Below are 19,934 nucleotides of genomic sequence, written 5' to 3'. Positions count from 1 at the left end.
TGCGTAGTCGTATAGCGGCGAACTGAGAGGGTGCTAGCGCGGTGGCGCTAGGCGGTGGTAACCGGTGTTGCGCCACTTTTGGCAGGCGAATGTCCGCAGGCGAATGTCCGCGGACGGGTGTCCGCGGGCGGGTGTCCGCGGGCGGGTGTCCGCGGGCGGGTGTCCGCGGGCGGGGCGGCGGTCCCGGGTCAGGCTCCGCGCAGCGCCTCGACCCGGTTCTCGATCGCGGTGATCAGTGCCTCGACCCTGGCCTCGAAGATCTGCTCGTCCGTGACCTCGGCCAGCTGGGCGCCGAGCCGGGTGATGTTGGGGAAGCCCGCGGGGTCGACCAAGCGGTACTCGCGGTTCCAGGAGGACTCGTCGGCTGCCCGGACGTCCGCGTCGAACAGCAGGTAGGCGGCGCGCTGGCCGACGTAGGCCAGGAGGGAGTCGCCGACCATCCGGTAGTGGACGGCCGCCTCCGCCCCTTCGAGGCCGGCCTCCGTCACCGCGCCGAGGATCAGCTCCACGACGCGGAACTCGTTGGGCCTGCGGGTGGTCCGGCTGGCCATGGTCGAGCCGACCACCGGGTACCTGAGTGCGACTTCGAGGGAACCTTCGGCGAGTGCGCGCAGCCGGTCCTTCCAGTCGAGCCCTTCGGGGATGCGGTCGAGCACCTCGGCGAGCGTGCGGTCGGCGACCGACAGCAACAGCTCGTCCTTGTCGCGGAAGTGCCGGTAGATCGCGGTCGGGTCGGCGCCGAGCTCCTCGCCGAGACGTCGCACGGTGAAGGCGTCCTCGCTGCCGCGAGCCGCGATGCGCAGGCTCGCTTCGATGATCGCGTCGGGTGTGAGCTGGCTGCCCGCGCGCTTGGACCGGGCGGGTGTGTCGGATGACTTCGGCATGGTGGGGCCAGTGTAACGATGTGGAACAGAGCGAGCGCAACACCGTTGACAACATTGTTGCGCTCCCGTTCACTCCTCCTCAACGAACCAGCCGTGCGGGGCTCACCCGCCGAGCCGAAGGATGCGTCGATGGGCAAGACCAGGCAGCGTGCCGACATCGTCTTCGTAGGGGGACGGGTCTTCACCGGCACCTCACCCACCCCGATCGACGCCGCCGTCGCCGTCGGAGGCGGCCGGATCATCGCCGTGGCCGACGCGGCCACCGTCCGCTCGCTCGCGGACGCAGACACCGAGGTCGTCGACCTCGCGGGAGGACTGCTCGTCCCCGGATTCCAGGACGCCCACGTGCACCCCGCGGTGGCCGGCGTCCAGATGCTCGGCTGCGACCTGAGCGAGGAACGCACCATCGACGGCTACCTCGCCGTCGTCGCGGAATTCGCCGCGGCCCACCCCGACGCGGTCTGGATCCGCGGCGGCGGCTGGTCGATGGACGTCTTCCCCGGCGGTACGCCGACCCGCGCCATGCTCGACGCGGTGGTCCCGGACCGGCCCGTCCTGCTCACCAACCGGGACGGCCACGGCGCCTGGGTCAACACCAGGGCGCTCGAGGCGGCGGGCGTCGACCGCACCACCCCCGACCCGGCCGACGGCCGGATCGAGCGGGAGGAGGACGGAAGCCCGGCCGGCACCCTCCAGGAGGGCGCCGTGGAGCTGGTGGCCCACCACGTGCCCATCGCGAGCCCGGACGAGGCGCTCGCCGGCCTGCTCGCCGCACAGGAGCACCTCTTCTCCCTCGGCGTCACCAGCTGGCAGGACGCCATGATCGGTGCCTTCCCCGGCAACCCCGACAACTACGGCGTCTACCTGCGCGCCGCCCGCGAGGGCTCCCTGCGCGCCCGCGTCGTCGGCGCCCTGTGGTGGGACCGCGAACGCGGCCTGGAGCAGATACCCGACCTAGAGGAGCGCCGCCGCACCGGACAGGTCGGCCGCTTCAACGCCACCAGCGTGAAGATGATGCAGGACGGCATCGCCGAGAACTTCACCGCCGGCATGCTCGAGCCCTACCTCGACGGGTGCGGCTGCGCCACCAACAACTCCGGGCTCAGCTTCATCGACCCGAAGGTGCTCACCGAAGCGGTGTCCCGCCTCGACCGCGCGGGCTTCCAGATCCACTTCCACGCGCTCGGCGACCGGGCCGTGCGCGAGGTGCTCGACGCCCTCGCCGAGGCCCGCGGGGCCAACGGGGCCAACGACAACCGCCACCACCTCGCACACCTCCAGGTCGTCCACCCGGACGACATCGCCCGCTTCGCGAGCCTGGACGCGGCCGCCAACATCCAGGCGCTGTGGGCCGCCCACGAACCGCAGATGGACGAGCTCACGATCCCCTTCCTCGGCCCGGAACGGGCCCGCCTCCAGTACCCGTTCGGCGACCTCCAGCGCGCCGGGGCCCGACTGGTCGCGGGCAGCGACTGGTCGGTCAGCAGCCCCAACCCGCTGTGGGGCATCCACGTCGCCGTCAACCGCTCCGTCCCCGACGAGGCCCCCAACGCGACCGGGACCTTCGAACCGGCGCCTCCGTTCTTCCCCGAGCAGGCGCTCACCCTCTCCCAGGCGCTCACCGCCTACACCGCCGGCAGTGCATGGGTGAACCACCTCGACGAGGTCACCGGCACCGTCGAGGAGGGCAAGTACGCGGACCTCGTCGTCCTCGACCGGGACCCCTTCGCGCACCCCCCGCTGGAGATCGCCGACACCCGCGTGCTGCGCACGTACATCGACGGCGAACTGGTCTTCGCCGCGACCGACTGAGCGACCGCCGCCCGCACCGTCACCCCGCACAGCCACCGGCCGGGCCGCCACCGGCCGAGCGTCACCCACCCCACCGAGCTCATCCCTCAGGGAGTCAGACGATGTCATCCACCCGATCGGGATCCCCGCTGCGCCACGGCCGCCGCACACCCAGCCGCAGCCGCGTGCGCCACGCCGCGGCCGCCGCCCTCGCCTCGGCCGCCCTGCTCGTCACGAGCGCCTGCAGCGGCGCCGCCGCCGACAAGGACGCGGACCGGGCCACCTCGTACAAGATCACGGACAAGACGCCCGCCGCCGCCGGGAACGTGGACTCCTTCACCTGGTCCGTCTACGCGGAGCCGACCACCATCGACTACGCGTACTCCTTCGACTTCCCGCCCAACCAGATCCTCTCCAACGTCTGCGAGAGCCTGCTGCGCTGGAACCCCGACCTGACGACCTCCCCGGGGCTCGCGTCCTCGTACACCAACCCCACGCCCACCACCTGGGTCTACCAGATCCGCCCCGGCGTGCACTTCCACGACGGGACGGCGCTCACCGCCGACGACGTCGTCGCCTCCCTGAGCCGCAACCTCGACCCCGAGACCGCCAGCGTCTGGGCGAACCAGTACAAGAACGTCAAGTCCATCGACAAGACCGGCCCGATGGAAGTCACCGTCACCCTGGCCAAGCCGGACTCCACCTTCAACAAGTACCTGGCCGCCGGACCCGGCACCGTGGAATCCGCCGCCACCCTGGCCAAGTCCGGCAAGGACTACGGCAATCCGCAGACCGGCGTGAACTGCACCGGCCCCTTCTCCTTCGGATCCTGGACCTCCGGCCAGTCCCTCACCCTCAAGCGGTTCGACGGGTACTGGAACCAGGAGCTGAAGGCCAAGTCCGGCGAGGTGAAGTTCGTCTTCCTCGCCGATGCCACCACCCGCGTCAACGCCTTCCAGAGCGGGGAGGTCGACGGCGGTTGGATGGTCCCGCCGAACGCCTACGCCCAACTGGGCTCCACCGAGGCCGGAAAGCTCTACTTCGGCCGCAACACCACCGTCGCCGACGAGGTCGTCGCCAACCTCAAGGGCCCCCTGGGCGACCCGAAGGTCCGCCAGGCCCTCCTCATGGCCATCGACCGCAAGGGCATCGTCAAGGCCGGCGCCGGCGGGGTCGGCGAGGTCTCCGACTCGCTCGTCACCGACAACCTCTGGGCCGACGCACCCCCCGCGACCCGCGAAGCGCTCCTGAAGGACCTGCCGAAGTACCCGTACGACCCGGCCAAGGCCAAGGCGCTCGCCGCCGAGGCCGGAGTGAACGGCCAGAAGGTCGTGATCGCGACCAGCCCGCTGGACTCGCAGACCACGATCATCACCCAGGCCGTCGCCCAAGCCGCCACCGCCATCGGACTGAAGCCGCAGATCGACTCCCTCTCCGCGGAGAAGTACACGACCCTCTTCACCGACCCCGCGGCCCGCGAGGGCATCGACCTCTTCCTCACCTTCTGGTACACGTCCATCACCGACCCGCTGGACATGTTCGCCTCGCTGGAGACCGGAGCCTTCAGCAACTACGGCAACTGGTCCGACCCGGCCTTCGACGCCGCCGTCGAGAAGGCCGTCGGGGCCTACGACCCCGCAGACCACGCGGCCGCCAACGCCGAGGCGCAGAAGATCGCCTCGCGCGAACTGCCCTGGCTGCCCCTCTACACGCTGCCCGTCAGCGTCTTCATGGGCAAGAAGATCACCGGCGTCCAGCCGTCCATCGCCTACCTCTACTACCCGTGGGCGGCCGAGATCGGAGCCAAGGGATGACGGCCGCGGCGACGGCCGCGACAACCCGCGCCGTACGGGTGCTGCGCCGCCTGGCCGGCATGGCGGCGACCCTGCTCGTCACCTCCTTCCTCGTCTTCTCCTCCCTCTTCCTGGCCCCCGGCGACCCGGCGAGCTTCCTCATCAAGGGGCGCAGCCCCAGCCCGGAGGACCTCGCCGCGCTGCGCAGCCAGTACGGCTTCGACGAACCCTTCCTCGTCCGGTACTGGAACTGGCTCGAAGGGGTGCTCCACGGCGACTTCGGCCGCTCCTATCTCTTCCACCAGGACGTCTCCTCGGTCATCTGGTCGCGGCTGCCCTCCTCCATGCTGCTGATCGCCGTATCCGGCCTGATGATCGCCGTGTTCGGCATCGGCTCCGGCATCATCGGCGCGCTGCGCCGCGGTTCGCGCACCGACCGCTCCCTGATGCTGTTCGTCACGGTGGGCGCGGCCGCACCCGCCTTCGTCGCCGCCCTGCTGCTCAGGTCGGTGTTCGGAGTGCAACTGGGCTGGTTCCCCACCATCGGCAACGGCGAAGGCCTCATGGACCGGCTGCACCACGTGATCCTCCCGGCGGCGGCCCTGTCCGTCACCTTCACGGCCCTGGTCACCCGGGTGACCCGCTCGGCCATGCTCGACGAACTGGGCCGCGACCACGTGGAGGTCGCACTGAGCCGCGGAGCGCCACGGCGCACCGTCATCCGGCGGCACGTCCTGCGCAACGCCCTCGGACCGATCGTCACCGTCTCCGCCCTCCTGGTCTCCGGCATGCTGGTCAGCACCGCGATCGTCGAGACCGCCTTCGGAATGTCCGGCGTGGGCTCCCTGCTGGTGCAGTCCGTCGACCAGCTCGACTTCCAGGTCGTCCAGGCCATCGTGCTGCTCGTGGTGGCCGCGTTCGTCGTCGTCAACGCCCTCGTGGACCTGGTCCAGCCACTGATCGATCCGCGCACGGCCGCGGCGGGGAGCGCCCGATGACCACCCTTCCCGAAACGGGCGCCACGCCCCTCCCCTCCCGTACCCGGCGCGACCCGCTCGCCCGGCTGCGCCGCCTCGGCGGCAGCCGGCTGCAGCGGACCTGCCTGGCGCTCCTCGTCCTGTTCGTGCTCATCGCACTGCTCGGCCCCTGGATCGCCCCGTACGACCCCACCTTCGGACAGCTCGGCGACACCCTCCTGGGGCCGAGCGCCCAGCACTGGCTGGGCACCGACCAGGGCGGCCACGACACCCTCTCGGCGCTGCTGGTCGCCACCCGCACCAGCCTGGCCGGTCCGCTCGCGGTCGTCCTGTTCTCCACGATCCTCGGCGTCGCCGTCGGCCTGTTCACCGCCTGGCGCGGAGGCTGGATCGACACCGCCGTCGGACGGGTCCTCGACGTCCTGTTCGCCTTCCCCGCGCTGCTCCTCGCGATCCTCGCGGTGGCCCTGTTCGGCAAGGGGATGACGGCTCCGGTGATCGCCATGGCCATCGCCTACATGCCGTACACCGCACGCCTCGTACGGGGCCTGGCCGTCCGGGAGAAGTCCCGGCCCTACATCGCCGCCTACCAGGTGCAGGGCCACTCGCCCCTGTACGTCACCGTCCGCAGGCTGCTGCCCAACATCGCCCCGACGCTGCTCGCCCAGTCGACGGTGAACTTCGGCTACGCGCTGCTCGACCTCGCCGCCCTCTCCTTCCTCGGACTCGGCGTACAGCCGCCCACCCCCGACTGGGGAGCCATGATCAACCAGGGGCAGGCGGCCGTCCTGCAGGGCCGGCCGCTCTCCGCGATCGCGCCGGCCGTGGTGGTCGTCCTGGTCGTGGTCGCCTTCAACGTCGTCGGGGAAGACCTCGGCGACCGCCTCGCGGGGAGGGACTCCCGATGACACTGCTCGACTACGAAGCCCTGCGCGTCACCCTCCCCGCGATGGCACGCCCCCTCCTCGACGGCGTCAGCCTCACCGTCGCGGCGGGCGAGGTCGTCGCCCTGGTCGGCGAATCCGGCTCGGGCAAGTCCGTCACCGCCCGCGCCGCCCTCGGCCTGTTCCCGCAGGGCGCCGAGATCGGCGGCCGGGTCCGGGTGGAGGGGACCGACCTGGTCGGCGCCGCCCCCGCGAGCCTGCGCGAGGTGCGCACGAACAAGGCGGCGATGATCTACCAGGACCCCCGGGCCGCCATCAACCCGGTGCGCCGGGTGGGGGACTTCCTCACCGAACCGCTGCGCCTGGTGCACGGCTGGTCCAAGGCCCGGGCGAACGTCAGGGCCGCCGAACTGCTCGACGCTGTCGGCCTGCCCGACCCCGTCCGCCACCTGAACCAGTTCCCGCACGAGCTCTCCGGCGGCATGCTCCAGCGCGTCGTGATCGCCGCGGCCCTCACCGCCGAACCGGGGCTCCTGCTCTGCGACGAGCCGACCACCGCGCTCGACGTCAGCACCCAGGCCGAGATCCTGGCCGTCCTGGGCCGGCTCCAGCGCGAACGCGGCCTCGGACTCCTCCTCATCACCCACGACATCGAGCTCGCCGCCTCCGTCAGCGACCGGATCTACGTCATGTACGCGGGCCGGATCGTCGAAACGGCACCCGTGGCGGAACTCTTCGCCTCCCCGCGGCACCCCTACACCGCGGGCCTGCTCGGCTCCTCCCCGCCGCTCGAAGGCCCCCCGGCCCGCCTCACCTCCATCCCCGGCGCCCCCATGGGCCTGCTCGAGTCGGCCCCCGGCTGCGCCTTCGCACCCCGCTGCCGGTTCGCCGAACCGGGCCGCTGCGACCAGTCGCCGCCGGAACTCCTGCGACACGGCCCGGCCGAGGTCGCCTGCCACCGCGCCGCCGAACTCGCGCCCGAGCTCGCGCCCAAGGAGGACCGTTGAACACCCAGTCCGGCAAGGACACCGAGCCCGGCATGGACACCGCGCCCGGCAAGGACACCGAGTCGCGCAAGAACACCGCCCCGGAACTCCTCCGGGTGACCGGACTGCGCAAGACCTACCGGACCGGCGGGACGGAGGTCGTCGCCGTCGACGACCTGTCGTTCTCCGTGCGGGCCGGCGGGGCGCTCGGCATCGTGGGGGAATCCGGTTCGGGCAAGACCACCACGGCCCGGATGCTGATCGGCCTGGAACGCCCCGACGCGGGCGAGATCCTGGTCCAGGGCCGGCCGCTGGCGGCCTCCGTACGGGGGAGGCCGGCGCGGCTGGCCCGTGCCAAGGCGGTCCAGATCGTCTTCCAGGACCCCTACCTCTCCCTGGACGCGCGGCTGAGCATCGGTGAGACGGTCGACGGCGTGCTCAGGCTGCACGGGATGTCCGACCGTGCGGCCAGGGCCGCACGGGTACGGGAACTGCTGGCCCAGGTCGGCCTCGGCGACCGCGAGGCGGCCGCCCTGCCCCGCAGGCTCTCCGGCGGGCAGCGCCAGCGCGCCGCGATCGCCAGGGCGCTGGCCGTCGAACCCGCCGTCCTGGTGCTCGACGAAGCGGTGTCCGCCCTGGACGTGTCCGTACAGGCACAGGTGCTCAACCTGCTCTCCGACATCCGGCGCGACACCGGGATCGGACTGGTCTTCGTCAGCCACGACCTGGCCGTCGTCCGCTACGTCTGCGACGAGGCGCTCGTCATGTACCGCGGCCGCACGATGGAACACCGCCCGGTCGACGCGCTCCTCACCGACCCCCACCACCCCTACACCCGGCTGCTGCTGGCCTCCGTACCCCGTCCGGGCTGGGACCCCGACTCGATCAGCCGACGCCGCCGCGAGCTGGACCCCCTGACGACGGCCGCCGCGGGGCCGGCGGTCGGGGCGTGACGCCGGGGCGGGTTCGTGCGGGCCCGCCCCGGCCGGGAGGCGGAGGGGCCGCCGCCTCCCGGCAGCCGGGCGATCTTGGCCGGATCCGCCCTGGCGCCTCCGGAACGCATGGCGGAAGATCCCTCAGCGGGCGCCGCCCGTGGCTTACGATCGCCGCGGACGGTCCCGCCCGTGATCGCCGCTCGACCCGCACTCGTGGAGGTCCACCGTGTTCCGGACGGCCAGAGGAAACCGCAAGCGCCCCGGCAGCCTCCGAATCCGCACCGCCGCCGCGGCCGCGGCGGCGGGTGCGTTCCTCGTCGCGGGATGCTCCTCGGGCGACGACGGCCCGAGCGAGGCGGCCGGCGGAGTGCCCGTCGTGGAGAAGGGCAAACTGACGACCTGCACCCACCTGCCCTATCCGCCGTTCCAGTTCGAGAAGGACGGCAAGGTCGTCGGTTTCGACGTGGCCCTGGTCGACCTGGTGGCGAGCCGGCTCCAGGTCGAGCAGAAGATCCTCGACACCCCCTTCGAGAACTTCAAGACCGGTGCCTTCCTCAACTCCGGCGAGTGCGACCTCGCGGCCGCCGGTATGACGATCACCGACGAGCGCAAGAAGAACGTCGACTTCTCCGTCCCCTACTTCGACGCCACGCAGGCGCTCCTCGCCACCAAGAAGAGCGGCGTCACCTCGCTCGCCGACCTCAAGGCGAAGTCGAAGAAGCTGGGCGCGCAGGCCGAGACCACCGGCGAGAGCTACGCCAAGGCCCAGGGCTTCGACCCCGTCGCCTTCGAGAGCTCGGACGCGGTCATCAACGGCCTGCGCACCGGCCAGGTGGACGCGGTCGTCATCGACTACCCCGTGGTCCAGGGCTGGCTCAAGGACCCCAAGAACGCCGCCGAGTTCACCCTCGGACAGAACATCGAGACCGGCGAGCAGTACGGCTTCTCGGTGAAGAAGGGCAACACCGCCCTCGTGGCCGCGATCGACAAGGCGATCACCGACGCCAAGGCCGACGGCACCTACAAGAAGCTCTACGAGCAGTGGATCGGCCCGCTGCCCCAGACCACCCCGTGACCTCCCGGCTGACCCGGCGCCAGCGCCGCCGGGTCTCGCAGGGACTGCAGTACGCGCTCTTCGTCGCGGTGCTGGTGCTGATCGCCGTCTCCGCGGACTGGGGGAGGCTGCAGAACCAGTTCGCCCAGAAGGACCTGGCGCTGCGCCTCTTCCCGGAGATCATCACCACGGCCCTGCGCAACACGGTGATCTACACGACCTCCGGGTTCCTGCTCGGCCTGGTCCTCGGCCTGGTCATCGCCATGATGCGGCTGTCCTCCGTGGCCCCGTACCGGTGGGTCGCGAGCGTCTACATCGAGCTGTTCCGGGGGCTCCCGGCCCTGCTGATCTTCATCTTCGTGGGCGTGGCGGTGCCCCTGGCGTTCCCCGGGACGGAGATCCCGGGCGGCACGTACGGCAAGGTCGCGATCGGGCTGGGACTGGTGGCCGCCGCCTATATGGCGGAAACGATCAGGGCCGGCATCCAGGCGGTACCCAAGGGGCAGATGGAAGCCGCCCGCTCGCTGGGCTTCTCGCACGCCCGCGCCATGGTCTCGATCGTCATCCCGCAGGCCTTCCGCATCGTCATCCCGCCCCTCACCAACGAACTCGTCCTGCTGTTCAAGGACTCCTCGCTCGTGCTGTTCCTCGGTGTGACGCTGTCGGAGCGGGAACTGACGAAGTTCGGACGGGACCTCGCCAGCCAGACCGCCAACTCCACCCCGATCCTGGTCGCGGGCCTGTGCTACCTCCTGGTGACCGTGCCGCTGAGCTTCGTGGTGCGCCGCCTGGAGGCCCGCGCGGACAAGGCCGTGTGAGGAAGACATGCAACAGGAGGCCCCAGCGGTGGACACGACGGCCACGGACGGCCCGGAGATCGAGATCCGGGGACTGCACAAGTCCTTCGGCGCCAACCACGTCCTGCGCGGCATCGACCTCGAGATCGCCCGCGGCGAGGTGGTGTGCGTCATCGGGCCCTCCGGCTCGGGCAAATCGACGCTGCTGCGCTGTGTGAACCTGCTCGAAGAGCCCAGCGAGGGCCGGGTCTTCGTCGGCGGCACCGAACTCACCGACCCGGACGTCGACATCGACGCCGTACGCCGCCGCATCGGGATGGTCTTCCAGCAGTTCAACCTCTTCCCGCACGTGAGCGTGCGGGAGAACCTCAGCCTGCCCCAGCGCCGCGTCCTGGGCCGGGGCAAGGACGAGGCGGAGGCCGTGGCCCGGAAGAACCTCGCGCGCGTCGGCCTCTCCGACAAGTCCGAGGCGTACCCCGCCCAGTTGTCCGGCGGTCAGCAGCAGCGGGTGGCGATCGCCCGGGCCCTGTCGATGGGTCCGGAAGTGATGCTCTTCGACGAGCCGACCTCCGCGCTGGACCCCGAACTCGTCGGCGAAGTGCTGGCGGTGATGCGGGTCCTGGCGGGCGAGGGCATGACGATGATGGTCGTCACCCACGAGATGAGCTTCGCCCGCGAGGTCGCGGACCGGGTCGTGTTCATGGACGGCGGAGTGATCGTCGAGCAGGGCCCGGCGGCCCAGGTGGTCGGGGATCCCCTGGAGGAGCGGACCCGAGGCTTCCTCAACCGGATCCTGGACCCGGCGGCGGCCGAGGCACCCGGGGCCCGGGGCGAAGGGCCGCCACAGGGCGGGGACGCCTGAACACCCCGAGCAGCTGATCACCTCGAGCACCTGGTCACGCCCAGTACCTGAGCACGTCGAGCACCCGCCCGGGCCCACCTGCGCCGCCGCGTTGATCATGGGGCAGGATGGCACCCCGTTCCGGATGCGCACGCATGCGCGAACGCGGCCCCACGCACGACGAACTGACAGGTGACAAGGTGACCACACCCCTCATCCGGCGGCCCGCAGGGTCAGCCTCCGCTTCCCCGGCCCGGCAAGGGGCGGAGGGCGTCCGTTGAGCCGGGAACTCGTCCTGCACGACTGGCTGGTCGCCGGCATCGCGCTGGCCGCGGGCGGGCTCGCCGGGCTGCTCCTGCGCGCCCTCGTGCGGTGGCTCGCCAAGCACGCCCTCAGGACCCGGTGGAGCGGCGACGACATCATCGTCGACGCGCTGCGCACCCTCGCACCGGCGGCGGCCGTCATCGCGGGCGCCGCCGTGGCCGCCTCGACGCTGCCCCTCGGTCCGCGCGCCTCCGGGTGGGTGAACCACTCGCTGACCGCGCTGCTGATCCTCGTGGCCACGGTCGGTGCGGCCCGTGTCGTGGCCGGCCTCGTCCAGTCCGTGGCCCAGGCACGGACGGGAGTGGCCGGATCGGCCACCATATTCGTGAACATCACGCGCGTCCTGGTGCTCGCGATGGGTCTGCTCGTCGCCCTCGAAACCGTGGGCGTGTCCATCGCGCCCCTGCTCACCGCCCTCGGCGTGGGTGGTCTGGCGGTCGCCCTCGCGCTGCAGGACACCCTCGCCAACCTCTTCGCGGGCGTACACATCCTCGCCTCGAAGACGGTGCAGCCCGGTGACTACATCCGTCTCACGAGCGGTGAGGAGGGGTACGTCGTCGACATCAACTGGCGCAACACCGTGGTCCGCAACCTCTCGAACAACCTGGTGATCATCCCCAACGGGCGTCTCGCGCGCACGAACATGACCAACTTCACCCAGCCCGAGCAGCAGTTGTCGATCCTGGTCCAGGTGGGAGTGGGCTACGAGAGCGACCTGGAGCACGTCGAGCGGGTGACCCTCGAGGTGGTCGACGGGGTGATGGCGGACATCAACGGCGCGGTTCCCGACCACGAAGGAGCCGTGCGCTTCCACACCTTCGCGGACTCCAGGATCAACTTCACCGTGATCCTCGGCGTCGGCGAGTTCAGTGACCAGTACCGGATCAAGCACGAGTTCATCAAGCGGCTGCACAGCCGGTTCCGGGCGGAGGGCATTTCGATCCCCGCCCCCACGCGGACGGTCGCGCTCCAACGGGAGGACTCCCGGTCCGAGCCGCTCGCCGCGGCCCCGCCGGTGTCGCCCGTCCCCCACCAGCGCGAGGCGCCCGTGGGGGCCATGGCGGACGGTGCGCGGTAGCGGGGGACACCGGAGGAGGGCGGCGGGGAGGCGGGTCATAAGCTGACGGTCCGGGGCCCGCGCCCCGTCGTCTCCCGCACCGCGCCGCCGCCCATCGAAAGGACCTGTCATGAGTGAGAAGGCCCGCAAGCTCTTCGACGCGCTCGACCTGAACAGCGACGGGGTGCTGACCCGGGTCGAGGTGATCACGGCCCTGCGCAGCAAGGGCCCCACCCTCGCCGCCCACGGCGATCTGCCCTTCTGGGCCGTAGGTGACGTGGACACCTCCTCGGCCCTCTTCGACCGGGCGAACGCGGACGGCGACGGCGTGCTGACCTTCGAGGAGTTCGAGCGCGAGGTCGACCGCCGCTTCGGCTGGTAGCCGCGAGCGGGCCCCGGACCGGGGTCGGTCCAGGGCCCGGCTCAGTGCTCGGCTTCGCGTCTGCTCAGGCGCGGATCCCGTCGCAGGCGATCCGCAGGTGCCGCGGCCCGCGCAGCACCGCGTTCTGCCGGTAGGGCGGCGGATCCTCCAGCAGCCGCGGGTTCTCCAGCCGCCGGGCCAGTTCGCTCAGCGCGAGCTGCGCCTCCAGCCGTGCCAGGGGGGCGCCGAAGCAGCTGTGGATGCCGCTGCCCAGGCCCAGGTGCTGGATGTCCTTGCGGTACGGGTCGAAGCGGTCCGGGTTCTCGAAGCGGTTCGGGTCCCGGTTGCCGGAGGCCAGGATCAGCCACATGGAGGAACCCTTGGGGATGGTCACCCCGCCGACCTCGATGTCCACCAACGGCGTTCGCTGCGGCAGCAGTTGCACCGGAGGCTCGAACCGCAGCAGCTCCTCCACCAGAGGTACGGCCAGGCCGGGCTCCTTGCGCAACTGCGCCAGCACGTCCGGGTTGCGCAGCAGGGTCAGCATCCCGTTGGTGATCAGGTTGACCGTGGTCTCGTGGCCGGCGATCAGCAGCAGGGCCGCCGTGCTCAGCAGCTCCATCGTGGACAGCGACTCGTCCGGGCCGTGTCCCACGGCCAGTTGGGAGAGCATGTCCTCGCCGGGATCCTTACGGCGCTGTTCGATCAGCCCGGCCAGGTACATGCCCAGCTCCATGCGGGAGTCGTGGGTCTTGCGCTGCCGCTCGGCGGGATCGGCGTCCGGATCGGGGTCCAGGCTCGCGGCGAGGGTGTCGGCCCAGACGTGGAACTTGGGCTCGTCCTCGCGCGGTACACCGAGCAGCTGGCAGATCATCGTCACCGGGAACGGGTACGCGAACTGGTCGACCAGGTCGATGTTCTCCGTGTCCCCGAGGTTGTCGATGAGACCGGTGACGATGTCCTTCAGCCCGCCGCGCATCCCGTCGACGCGGTGCGGTGAGTGCGGCGGCCCGAAGGGCCGGTTGGTCATCCGGCGCAGCCGGTCGTGCTCCGGCGGGTCCAGCTTCAGGAAGCTCGGCGGCAGCGCGGTCTCCTCCGCCTCCCCGCCCTCGGCCAGCGGGTCCCCGGCCGTGGCGGCCAGGTTGCGGGCGTCGGAGCTGAGCCGCGGATCGTGCAGCAGGCTCTCGATGTCGTAGTAGGTGCTGATGACGTACGGTCCGGTCCCGTCGTGGAAGACGGGGGTCTTGCGCAGCTCCTCGTACAGCGGGTACGGGTTCGCGCGGCTGGAATAGTCCAGGATCTGGCTCAGGATGCCGTGGGCCATGGGAGTCCTCCGGGAACGTGCGGGTCAGTGCCCGGCGGGGGTGAAGGTGGCGATCCGGCGGTCGGCCGGCGAGTACCCGCTGAGGGTGATGGTCGGGCCGTGCGTGGGCACGGAGGGGTCGGGGAAGTCGGCCGGGATCGGCCGCTGCCCGTCGGGGCGGCGGTCCACCGTGGTGAACGGGGGCGGGAACGGGGCCGTGCACTCGATCTGCTTCTCGTAGAACTGCAGCCAGCGCGCGTTGTCGAAGGTGACGGCCCCGATGACCCGGCCCTGGTAGCCGTAGACCCCGGTGAACCGGCGCTCGGCCCGGGACCCCTGGGTGATCATGATCTCGGTGCCCATGGAGGGAACGCCGACGGACTTGATGTTCACGCCGAACTGGGAGGACCAGAACGCCGGCACCCACAGGTGCGGCCGGCGGTCGGTGCTCTCGCTCAGCATGTTGTGGGCGGCGGTCTCGGCCTGCGCCACGGCATTGCCCCAGTGCTCCAGGGAGAGGAACTGGTAGCCGAACAGCGCGTGCGGAGAGCGGGCCACGTCGCCCGCCACGTAGATGTCGTCGGTGACGATCCCGCGGAGGTCGAAGGCCCGGCAGCCGGCATCGCAGGCGATGCCGCGCGGACCCGCGCCGAGTCCGGAGCCGGTCAGCCACTCGGTGTTGCGCTGGGCGCCGAGGGAGACGATCACCACGTCGCATTCCAGCGTGGTGCCGTCGGAGAGGTGTGCGGCGCGCACCCGTCCGGTGGAGTCGCCCTCCAGAGCGGTCACCGAGATCCCGGTCCGCAGGTCCACGCCGTTCTCCCGGTGGAGTTCGGCGGCCACGGCCCCGATCACCCCGCCCAGGGCGCCGACCAGCGGGCCGTTGCCGCGTTCGGCGACGGTGACCTCCAGCCCGCGTTCGCGGCACGCCGAGGCGATCTCGGATCCGGTGAAGCCGGCGCCGATGATCAGGACCCGGCGCGGTCCGGCGGCCAGCGCGCGGGCCAGACCCGCCCCGTCCTCGCGGGTGCGCAGGGTGAACACCCCGTCGAGCTCGCCTTCGGCCTCGTTCGGCCAGGGCCGGGCCCGGACCCCGGTGGCGATCAGGAGACGGTCGTACGGGACCTCCTCGCCGTCGGCGAGCTTGACCGTACGGGCCGCCATGTCGAGCCCGGTGGCCGCGACGCCGAGGCGCCATTCGGCTTCGATGTCGCGCCGCCGGGGGAGCAGGGTGCGCTCGGCGTCGGCCTTGCCCAGCAGCACCCCCTTGGACAGCGGAGGCCGGTCGTACGGCTGGTGGGGCTCGTCGCCGATCATGGTCAGCGTGCCGGCGAAGCCCTTCTCCCGCATGACCTCGGCGGCGCGCAGGCCGGCCAGCGAGGCGCCGACGACCACGATGCGGCCGGAGCGCTTGAGCTGGTCCAGGGCGGTGTCAGCCATCGGAGGCCTCCCCTCCGGAGCGGGCGGGGGCGGTGGCGGCCAGGTCCAGCTCGTCCACGAGGATCGCCTGCACGGGACAGGCGGCCACGGCCTGGGCCACCCGCTCGCGTTGCGCGTCCTCGGCCTGCGGATCGTAGAGCAGCCCTTCGTCCCCGTGCATCGCGAAGACGTCGGGGGCGAGGAAGGCGCACTGCGCGTATCCCTGGCACCGGTTGAGATCGACGACGAGCCTCAGCAAGGTGTGGTCCTTTCGGTGCCCCCCTGAGCTTCCCGGACCAGCGTGCGCGCGGCGGTACCGGGGGGCCCGTCCGTGGCGGCCATTGGAGTGAGGTCCGGGCGCCCGTCAGGGGGCCGGACGAGGGGCCGGGCCGGGGCGGCCCCGACCCGACCGCAGGATGTACAGGCTCACGACCAGGGCCCAGGCCGGGAAGACCAGCTCGGACCAGGGCAAGGAGGAGCCCGCCACCAGCAGCACCAGGCCGGCGAGGTACCCGGCCACGGCCAGCGGGCGGGGGAAGGCCCCGAGCCGGCGGCCGATCGTGGAGGTCGCGAACACGAACACGGCGGCCATCCGCATCCCGTACGTGGTCAGCAGCGTGTAGGCGAAGTGGCGGCCGAATTCTTGGGGCTGATCGGCGTCCAGCACCGTCCCCGCGGCCGCGGCGGCGCCGAAGAGGCTGGCGACGAAGATCATCCCGCTGCCCAGGAACACGGTGGCGACGAACCGGTCCTCCGCTTCGCCCGAGTGCTCCCGCAGTGCGCCCATGAACCACAGGAAGGCGATGCCCGCGAAGGGGGCGAGCTCCAGTGCGGTGGTCACCGCGTCCCGCTGCCCCGAGGTGACCTCGATCTCGGCCGCGCCGCCGCCCTCGGGCAGGCCGATCCGGGCCAGCACGATCGCCGCCGCCATGAGGACGGCGAAGAGGATCCCCGCGAGCCCCGCTGCCCTGGGGGTGCTCAGGCTCTGTCCCGGGGGCGTCCCCGGTGCTTCTGGTCTCATTCGTCCAGCAAGCCCGGGGTGCGGCCGTGGTGCCAGCGGGGCCGCGCGCCCGGGTGACACGGGCCCGGGCTCTGCCCCCGGGAGATGGATGTAAGAAATTATTGACACCAGGTATGGATCCTTTTACCTTCGTGATGTCAAAGTTCTTTTACATGGGAGCGGGTGCGGTCGTGGCCTTCGAAGAGAAGCGCGCATGGATCATGGGGGTGGTCGCGGTCATCGGGTACGCGGTCTACCTGGCCCTCGTGCTGGGCCGGTCCGGCGACGGGGTCCCCCTGGCGGAGGTCCCGTACGTCACGCCGCTGCTCTGGACGGTCGGCGGCGCCATCGTCGCCGCCATCCTGCTCAACATCGCCGTGGCGGTGGCCAAGCCCGGCGAGGCCGACGTCAAGGACCAGCGGGACAAGGAGATCGGCCGCCTCGGCGAGCACGCCGGGCAGTCCTTCCTCGTCATCGGCGCCGTGGCCGCGCTGATCCTGTCGATGACCGGGGCCGACCGCTTCTGGATCTCCAACGCCCTCTACCTGGGCTTCGTCCTCTCGGCGGTGCTCGGATCGGTCGTCAAGCTCGCCGCCTACCGCTGGGGGTTCCAGTCGTGGTGAAGCCGACCGGCATCACGAACCGGATCAGGATCCTGCGCTTCGAGTCCGGGGAGATGACCCAGGCGGAGCTGGCAGAGCGCATCGGCGTGACCCGCCAGACCGTCATCGCCATCGAGAAGGGGCGCTACTCGCCCTCGCTGGAGACGGCCTTCAGGATCGCCCGCGTCTTCGCAGTATCGCTCGAACAGGTATTCCAGTACGCAGGTGGCGCAGACGACGAAGGGACGACGCCGTGAAGGCGATCGTGCAGGACACGTACGGCTCCAGCGAGGTGCTGGAGCTCAGGGACATCGAAACGCCGAGACCGGGCGAGGGGGAGGTGCTCATAGCGGTCCGGGCCGCCGGCCTGGACGCGGGGGTCTGGCACCTCATGAGCGGCAAGCCCTACCTGCTGCGGCTCCTCGGATTCGGGCTGCGCGCACCCAAGGTTCCCGTACGGGGCCGGGAGGTCTCCGGGCAGGTCGAGGCGGTCGGCGAGGGGGTGAGCGCCTTCGGGGTGGGCGACGAGGTGTTCGGCATCTGCGAGGGCTCCTTCGCGCAGTACGCGACCGCCCGGCAGGACAAGCTGGCGCCCGTGCCCGCAGGGCTGCCGCTGGAAGAGGCGGCCGCCCTCCCGATCTCCGGTCTCACCGCTCTCCAGGCACTGCGCGACGCGGGGCGGGTACGGAGCGGCCAGCGGGTCCTGGTCATCGGAGCCGCGGGCGGCGTCGGCACCTTCGCGGTCCAGCTGGCGAAGGCGTACGGGGCGCACGTCACCGGAGTGTGCAGCACCACGAAGACGGAGCTGGTGCGCGGGCTCGGCGCGGACGAGGTGATCGACTACACCCGCGAGGAGTTCGCGGACGGCGTGCGCCGCTACGACCTCATCCTGGACATCGCGGGCAACCGCCCCCTGTCCCGCCTCCGGCGCGCCCTGACCCCGCGCGGAACGCTCGTGATCGTCGGCGGCGAGGGCGGCGGCCCCTGGCTGGGCGGCATGGGCCGGGTCCTGTGGGCCGCACTGCTTAACCCCTTCGTGCGCCACGGCCTCAAGGGGTTCATCTCCGCCGAACGTCAGGCCGACCTGGAGGTCCTGCGGCGGCACGTCGAGGACGGCACACTGTCCCCGGCCGTCCACCTCACCTGCCGGCTCGCCGACGCCCCGGACGCCATCGACCGGCTCCACCGGGGCGAAGCGCGCGGGAAGATCCTGATCACACCTTAGGCCGAAAGAGATGACCAGGCCCGGGTGCGAAAGCCGCACCCGCGCCCCGGGACCGGCTCGGACGGCCTGTCCTGGGGCGCGGGCACGTACTGCCTACTTCGCGTCGTAGTAGCCGAGCAGGTCGACGACGAGATCGGCCGATTCCCAGCCCTGGTTCCAGAAGTCGAGGATCTGTTCCTCGCCGGTCGATGCCTGGACCAGGTTGGGGACGGTCGTGCCCCGCGTCCAGTTCAGCGCGGAGGAGAGGGGACGCACCGGCCTGACGGTGTTTCCCGTCTGGTAGTCCTCCCACGAGTTCGGGTCGGCGGCGACCGACAGGAAGCCCACCCCCGCCGTGTTGGTGACCGTGGTGTTCAGCACCACGGCCTCGAGCGAACCGGACCGCCCGAAGAACGGAACGTGGGCGAAGTCGCGGCCCTTCAGAGGACCGCGGGACCGGAACCAGGAGCCCTGGCGGCTGTCGAAGATCCGGTGCGGCACCTCGGGCACGAAGGCGGCCTGGCTGTCGGTGCTGTAGTAGCCGACGATGTCGACCACCACGTCGGACGGCTTCCAACTGCCGTTGCGGACGGCGATCTTCCCGTCGGGGCCGATCGGGACGATCACCGAGTTGGCCACGGTCTGACCGGCGGAGAAGTTCACGTTCGACGTGGCCGGAGCCGTCTGCCCGCTGGGGTAGGCGGTCAGGTGACCGGACTCCCGCGGGTTCGTGGCGGTCAGGTTGAGCGCCACGGCGGTGGCGCCCTTCGGGACGCCCCTGTGTCCGGCGATCGCGATGTCGAAGGCGCCGTAACCGGGGACCTGGCTCCGCGCCGCGCCGAGGCCCTCGCGGGTGTCGACGGCGCGGACCGGGGTCAGTGCCGTGTAGCCGCCGGCCGGCGACGCCTTGAAGTAGCCGGTGACGTCCGCGATCAGGTCCACCGGCTGCCAGCCGCCGTTGAACATCTGCACGTGTCCGTCACGAACCGGCACGATCACCAGGTTCGGAACCGACTGGCCCGCGACGTAGTTCAGGTTGGAGGTGGTGGCCTCGTGGGGGGTCTTGCCCGGCTGGACCGCGACATGGCCCGCGTCGACCGTGTTCGTGACGGTGACGTTGAGCGCCACGGCGACCACGTCGGCGGGGATCTCGGAGGTGCCCGCGACCTTCAGGGCCACGGACCCCCGACCACCCACCTTGGCCTTCGCCGCGCCGAGGCCGGAACGGGTGTCCAGCAGCCGAGTGGGTGCGTGCGGGGTGAACTCGGTGCCTTCCGTCACGGTCTCGACCGTCTGCACGTCCTGGACGCCGGTCGCCGTGTCCTTCACCGTGACGGTGACGGTGTACGCGCCGACCTCGGCGTACGTGTGATGGTCCCAGGTGGCGTCGCGGCCCGTGGAAGTCTCCTTGCTGGTGGTCCCGTCGCCCCAGTCGTAGGTGATCTCGTACGTGGGGAGCCGGTCCAGTGACTGGACGATCACCTGGACCTTGTGCGCGGTGATGGGAGCGGCGAACAGAGAGATGTCGAGGTCCGAGCCTCCGGTGTCGGCCTTCGTCTGCGAGACGTCCGCCCGGGCGGCGGGTGCGACGGGACCTGCCGCGTGAGCGATGCCGGGTGTGAGGCCGACGGAGGCCGCCACCAAGGCGGCGGAGAGGACGGATCGGTGCTGGCGCATGGGCCCCCCATTTGCGTGATGGCGGTCGAGCGGGCGCTCCGGGAC

The 19,934-nt window shown here is 71.3% G+C and carries 20 protein-coding genes; 14 read left to right on the top strand and 6 right to left on the bottom strand.

Annotation, left to right across the window (positions count from 1 at the left end; all coding sequences use genetic code 11):
• Positions 1-188: 188 nt before the first annotated feature.
• The gene (locus ACFVX6_RS37325; RefSeq protein ID WP_389699041.1) at positions 189-884 is read right to left on the bottom strand and encodes a TetR/AcrR family transcriptional regulator; all 696 of its coding nucleotides are present in this window, start codon (positions 882-884) and stop codon (positions 189-191) included.
• A 129-nt stretch (positions 885-1,013) separates the two neighbouring features.
• Here ACFVX6_RS37325 and ACFVX6_RS37320 point away from each other — a divergent pair, with 129 nt between their 5' ends.
• The 11 genes from ACFVX6_RS37320 to ACFVX6_RS37270 all read left to right on the top strand — a co-directional run bounded on the left by ACFVX6_RS37320 (position 1,014) and on the right by ACFVX6_RS37270 (position 12,705).
• The gene (locus tag ACFVX6_RS37320) at positions 1,014-2,696 is read left to right on the top strand and encodes an amidohydrolase (protein ID WP_389699040.1); all 1,683 of its coding nucleotides are present in this window, start codon (positions 1,014-1,016) and stop codon (positions 2,694-2,696) included.
• A gap of 101 nt (positions 2,697-2,797) precedes the next feature.
• Positions 2,798-4,489, top strand: a complete 1,692-nt coding sequence (locus tag ACFVX6_RS37315) for an ABC transporter substrate-binding protein (protein ID WP_389699039.1) — start codon at positions 2,798-2,800, stop codon at positions 4,487-4,489.
• Complete coding sequence (locus ACFVX6_RS37310) at positions 4,486-5,466, top strand: ABC transporter permease (RefSeq protein ID WP_389699038.1); 981 nt, start codon at positions 4,486-4,488, stop codon at positions 5,464-5,466. Before ACFVX6_RS37315 ends, ACFVX6_RS37310 begins: the two co-directional genes overlap by 4 nt.
• Entirely contained in the window at positions 5,463-6,353 is an 891-nt protein-coding gene (locus ACFVX6_RS37305) for an ABC transporter permease (RefSeq protein WP_389699037.1), read from the top strand. Before ACFVX6_RS37310 ends, ACFVX6_RS37305 begins: the two co-directional genes overlap by 4 nt.
• Positions 6,350-7,336, top strand: a complete 987-nt coding sequence (locus tag ACFVX6_RS37300) for an ABC transporter ATP-binding protein (RefSeq protein ID WP_389699036.1) — start codon at positions 6,350-6,352, stop codon at positions 7,334-7,336. The genes ACFVX6_RS37305 and ACFVX6_RS37300 overlap by 4 nt, the downstream gene beginning before the upstream one ends.
• 32 nt (positions 7,337-7,368) lie before the next feature.
• Positions 7,369-8,268, top strand: a complete 900-nt coding sequence (locus tag ACFVX6_RS37295; protein WP_389699043.1) for an ABC transporter ATP-binding protein — start codon at positions 7,369-7,371, stop codon at positions 8,266-8,268.
• Positions 8,269-8,476: 208 nt separating this feature from the next.
• Entirely contained in the window at positions 8,477-9,325 is an 849-nt protein-coding gene (locus ACFVX6_RS37290; protein ID WP_389699035.1) for an ABC transporter substrate-binding protein, read from the top strand.
• Positions 9,292-10,122: an amino acid ABC transporter permease gene (locus tag ACFVX6_RS37285; RefSeq protein ID WP_374213292.1), complete on the top strand. Its 831-nt coding sequence runs from the start codon at positions 9,292-9,294 to the stop codon at positions 10,120-10,122. Before ACFVX6_RS37290 ends, ACFVX6_RS37285 begins: the two co-directional genes overlap by 34 nt.
• A 28-nt stretch (positions 10,123-10,150) precedes the next feature.
• Positions 10,151-10,963 carry an amino acid ABC transporter ATP-binding protein gene (locus ACFVX6_RS37280; protein WP_389699034.1) on the top strand — a complete coding sequence of 271 codons (813 nt, stop codon included), beginning with the start codon at positions 10,151-10,153 and terminating at the stop codon, positions 10,961-10,963.
• 256 nt (positions 10,964-11,219) lie between these two features.
• The gene (locus ACFVX6_RS37275; RefSeq protein WP_389699033.1) at positions 11,220-12,344 is read left to right on the top strand and encodes a mechanosensitive ion channel family protein; all 1,125 of its coding nucleotides are present in this window, start codon (positions 11,220-11,222) and stop codon (positions 12,342-12,344) included.
• Positions 12,345-12,453: 109 nt separating this feature from the next.
• Positions 12,454-12,705 carry an EF-hand domain-containing protein gene (locus ACFVX6_RS37270; RefSeq protein WP_389699032.1) on the top strand — a complete coding sequence of 84 codons (252 nt, stop codon included), beginning with the start codon at positions 12,454-12,456 and terminating at the stop codon, positions 12,703-12,705.
• Between the two features lie 64 nt (positions 12,706-12,769).
• Here the strand turns inward: ACFVX6_RS37270 and ACFVX6_RS37265 are convergent, their stop codons facing one another.
• The 4 genes from ACFVX6_RS37265 to ACFVX6_RS37250 all read right to left on the bottom strand — a co-directional run bounded on the left by ACFVX6_RS37265 (position 12,770) and on the right by ACFVX6_RS37250 (position 16,427).
• Entirely contained in the window at positions 12,770-14,008 is a 1,239-nt protein-coding gene (locus ACFVX6_RS37265) for a cytochrome P450 (protein WP_389699031.1), read from the bottom strand.
• Positions 14,009-14,032: 24 nt separating this feature from the next.
• Positions 14,033-15,427: an NAD(P)/FAD-dependent oxidoreductase gene (locus ACFVX6_RS37260; protein WP_389699030.1), complete on the bottom strand. Its 1,395-nt coding sequence runs from the start codon at positions 15,425-15,427 to the stop codon at positions 14,033-14,035.
• Positions 15,420-15,662 (bottom strand): ferredoxin, encoded by a 243-nt coding sequence (locus ACFVX6_RS37255; RefSeq protein ID WP_382975757.1) that lies wholly within the window; start codon positions 15,660-15,662, stop codon positions 15,420-15,422. The genes ACFVX6_RS37260 and ACFVX6_RS37255 overlap by 8 nt, the downstream gene beginning before the upstream one ends.
• Positions 15,663-15,770: 108 nt before the next feature.
• On the bottom strand, positions 15,771-16,427 hold the full coding sequence (locus ACFVX6_RS37250; protein ID WP_389699029.1) for a hypothetical protein: 657 nt from the start codon (positions 16,425-16,427) through the stop codon (positions 15,771-15,773).
• A gap of 134 nt (positions 16,428-16,561) precedes the next feature.
• Between ACFVX6_RS37250 and ACFVX6_RS37245 the strand changes: the two genes are divergently transcribed.
• The 3 genes from ACFVX6_RS37245 to ACFVX6_RS37235 are packed head-to-tail and all read left to right on the top strand — an operon-like array spanning position 16,562 to position 18,233.
• Positions 16,562-17,029 carry a hypothetical protein gene (locus ACFVX6_RS37245; protein WP_389699028.1) on the top strand — a complete coding sequence of 156 codons (468 nt, stop codon included), beginning with the start codon at positions 16,562-16,564 and terminating at the stop codon, positions 17,027-17,029.
• Complete coding sequence (locus ACFVX6_RS37240; RefSeq protein ID WP_389699042.1) at positions 17,026-17,265, top strand: helix-turn-helix transcriptional regulator; 240 nt, start codon at positions 17,026-17,028, stop codon at positions 17,263-17,265. Before ACFVX6_RS37245 ends, ACFVX6_RS37240 begins: the two co-directional genes overlap by 4 nt.
• Positions 17,262-18,233: an NAD(P)-dependent alcohol dehydrogenase gene (locus ACFVX6_RS37235; protein WP_389699027.1), complete on the top strand. Its 972-nt coding sequence runs from the start codon at positions 17,262-17,264 to the stop codon at positions 18,231-18,233. The genes ACFVX6_RS37240 and ACFVX6_RS37235 overlap by 4 nt, the downstream gene beginning before the upstream one ends.
• Positions 18,234-18,326: 93 nt before the next feature.
• On the opposite strand, the gene ACFVX6_RS37230 is transcribed toward ACFVX6_RS37235, so the two are convergent.
• On the bottom strand, positions 18,327-19,889 hold the full coding sequence (locus ACFVX6_RS37230; RefSeq protein ID WP_389699026.1) for a PKD domain-containing protein: 1,563 nt from the start codon (positions 19,887-19,889) through the stop codon (positions 18,327-18,329).
• Positions 19,890-19,934 lie beyond the last annotated feature (45 nt).

This window comes from Streptomyces sp. NPDC058289, from assembly GCF_042880975.1.
GTDB classification, from domain to species: Bacteria; Actinomycetota; Actinomycetes; order Streptomycetales; family Streptomycetaceae; genus Streptomyces; species Streptomyces stoeckheimensis.
This window is presented reverse-complemented; position numbering and strand designations above follow the sequence as displayed.

Excerpts from the sequence above, each read along its gene's own strand:
- ACFVX6_RS37310 (WP_389699038.1), top strand. The coding sequence starts at position 4,486 with ATGACGGCCGCGGCGACGGCCGCGACAACCCGCGCCGTACGGGTGCTG.
- ACFVX6_RS37325 (WP_389699041.1), bottom strand. The coding sequence starts at position 884 with ATGCCGAAGTCATCCGACACACCCGCCCGGTCCAAGCGCGCGGGCAGC.
- ACFVX6_RS37260 (WP_389699030.1), bottom strand. The coding sequence starts at position 15,427 with ATGGCTGACACCGCCCTGGACCAGCTCAAGCGCTCCGGCCGCATCGTG.
- ACFVX6_RS37230 (WP_389699026.1), bottom strand. The coding sequence starts at position 19,889 with ATGCGCCAGCACCGATCCGTCCTCTCCGCCGCCTTGGTGGCGGCCTCC.
- ACFVX6_RS37250 (WP_389699029.1), bottom strand. The coding sequence starts at position 16,427 with ATGAGACCAGAAGCACCGGGGACGCCCCCGGGACAGAGCCTGAGCACC.
- ACFVX6_RS37300 (WP_389699036.1), top strand. The coding sequence starts at position 6,350 with ATGACACTGCTCGACTACGAAGCCCTGCGCGTCACCCTCCCCGCGATG.
- ACFVX6_RS37270 (WP_389699032.1), top strand. The coding sequence starts at position 12,454 with ATGAGTGAGAAGGCCCGCAAGCTCTTCGACGCGCTCGACCTGAACAGC.
- ACFVX6_RS37245 (WP_389699028.1), top strand. The coding sequence starts at position 16,562 with ATGTCAAAGTTCTTTTACATGGGAGCGGGTGCGGTCGTGGCCTTCGAA.
- ACFVX6_RS37320 (WP_389699040.1), top strand. The coding sequence starts at position 1,014 with ATGGGCAAGACCAGGCAGCGTGCCGACATCGTCTTCGTAGGGGGACGG.
- ACFVX6_RS37265 (WP_389699031.1), bottom strand. The coding sequence starts at position 14,008 with ATGGCCCACGGCATCCTGAGCCAGATCCTGGACTATTCCAGCCGCGCG.
- ACFVX6_RS37305 (WP_389699037.1), top strand. The coding sequence starts at position 5,463 with ATGACCACCCTTCCCGAAACGGGCGCCACGCCCCTCCCCTCCCGTACC.
- ACFVX6_RS37295 (WP_389699043.1), top strand. The coding sequence starts at position 7,369 with ATGGACACCGCGCCCGGCAAGGACACCGAGTCGCGCAAGAACACCGCC.
- ACFVX6_RS37315 (WP_389699039.1), top strand. The coding sequence starts at position 2,798 with ATGTCATCCACCCGATCGGGATCCCCGCTGCGCCACGGCCGCCGCACA.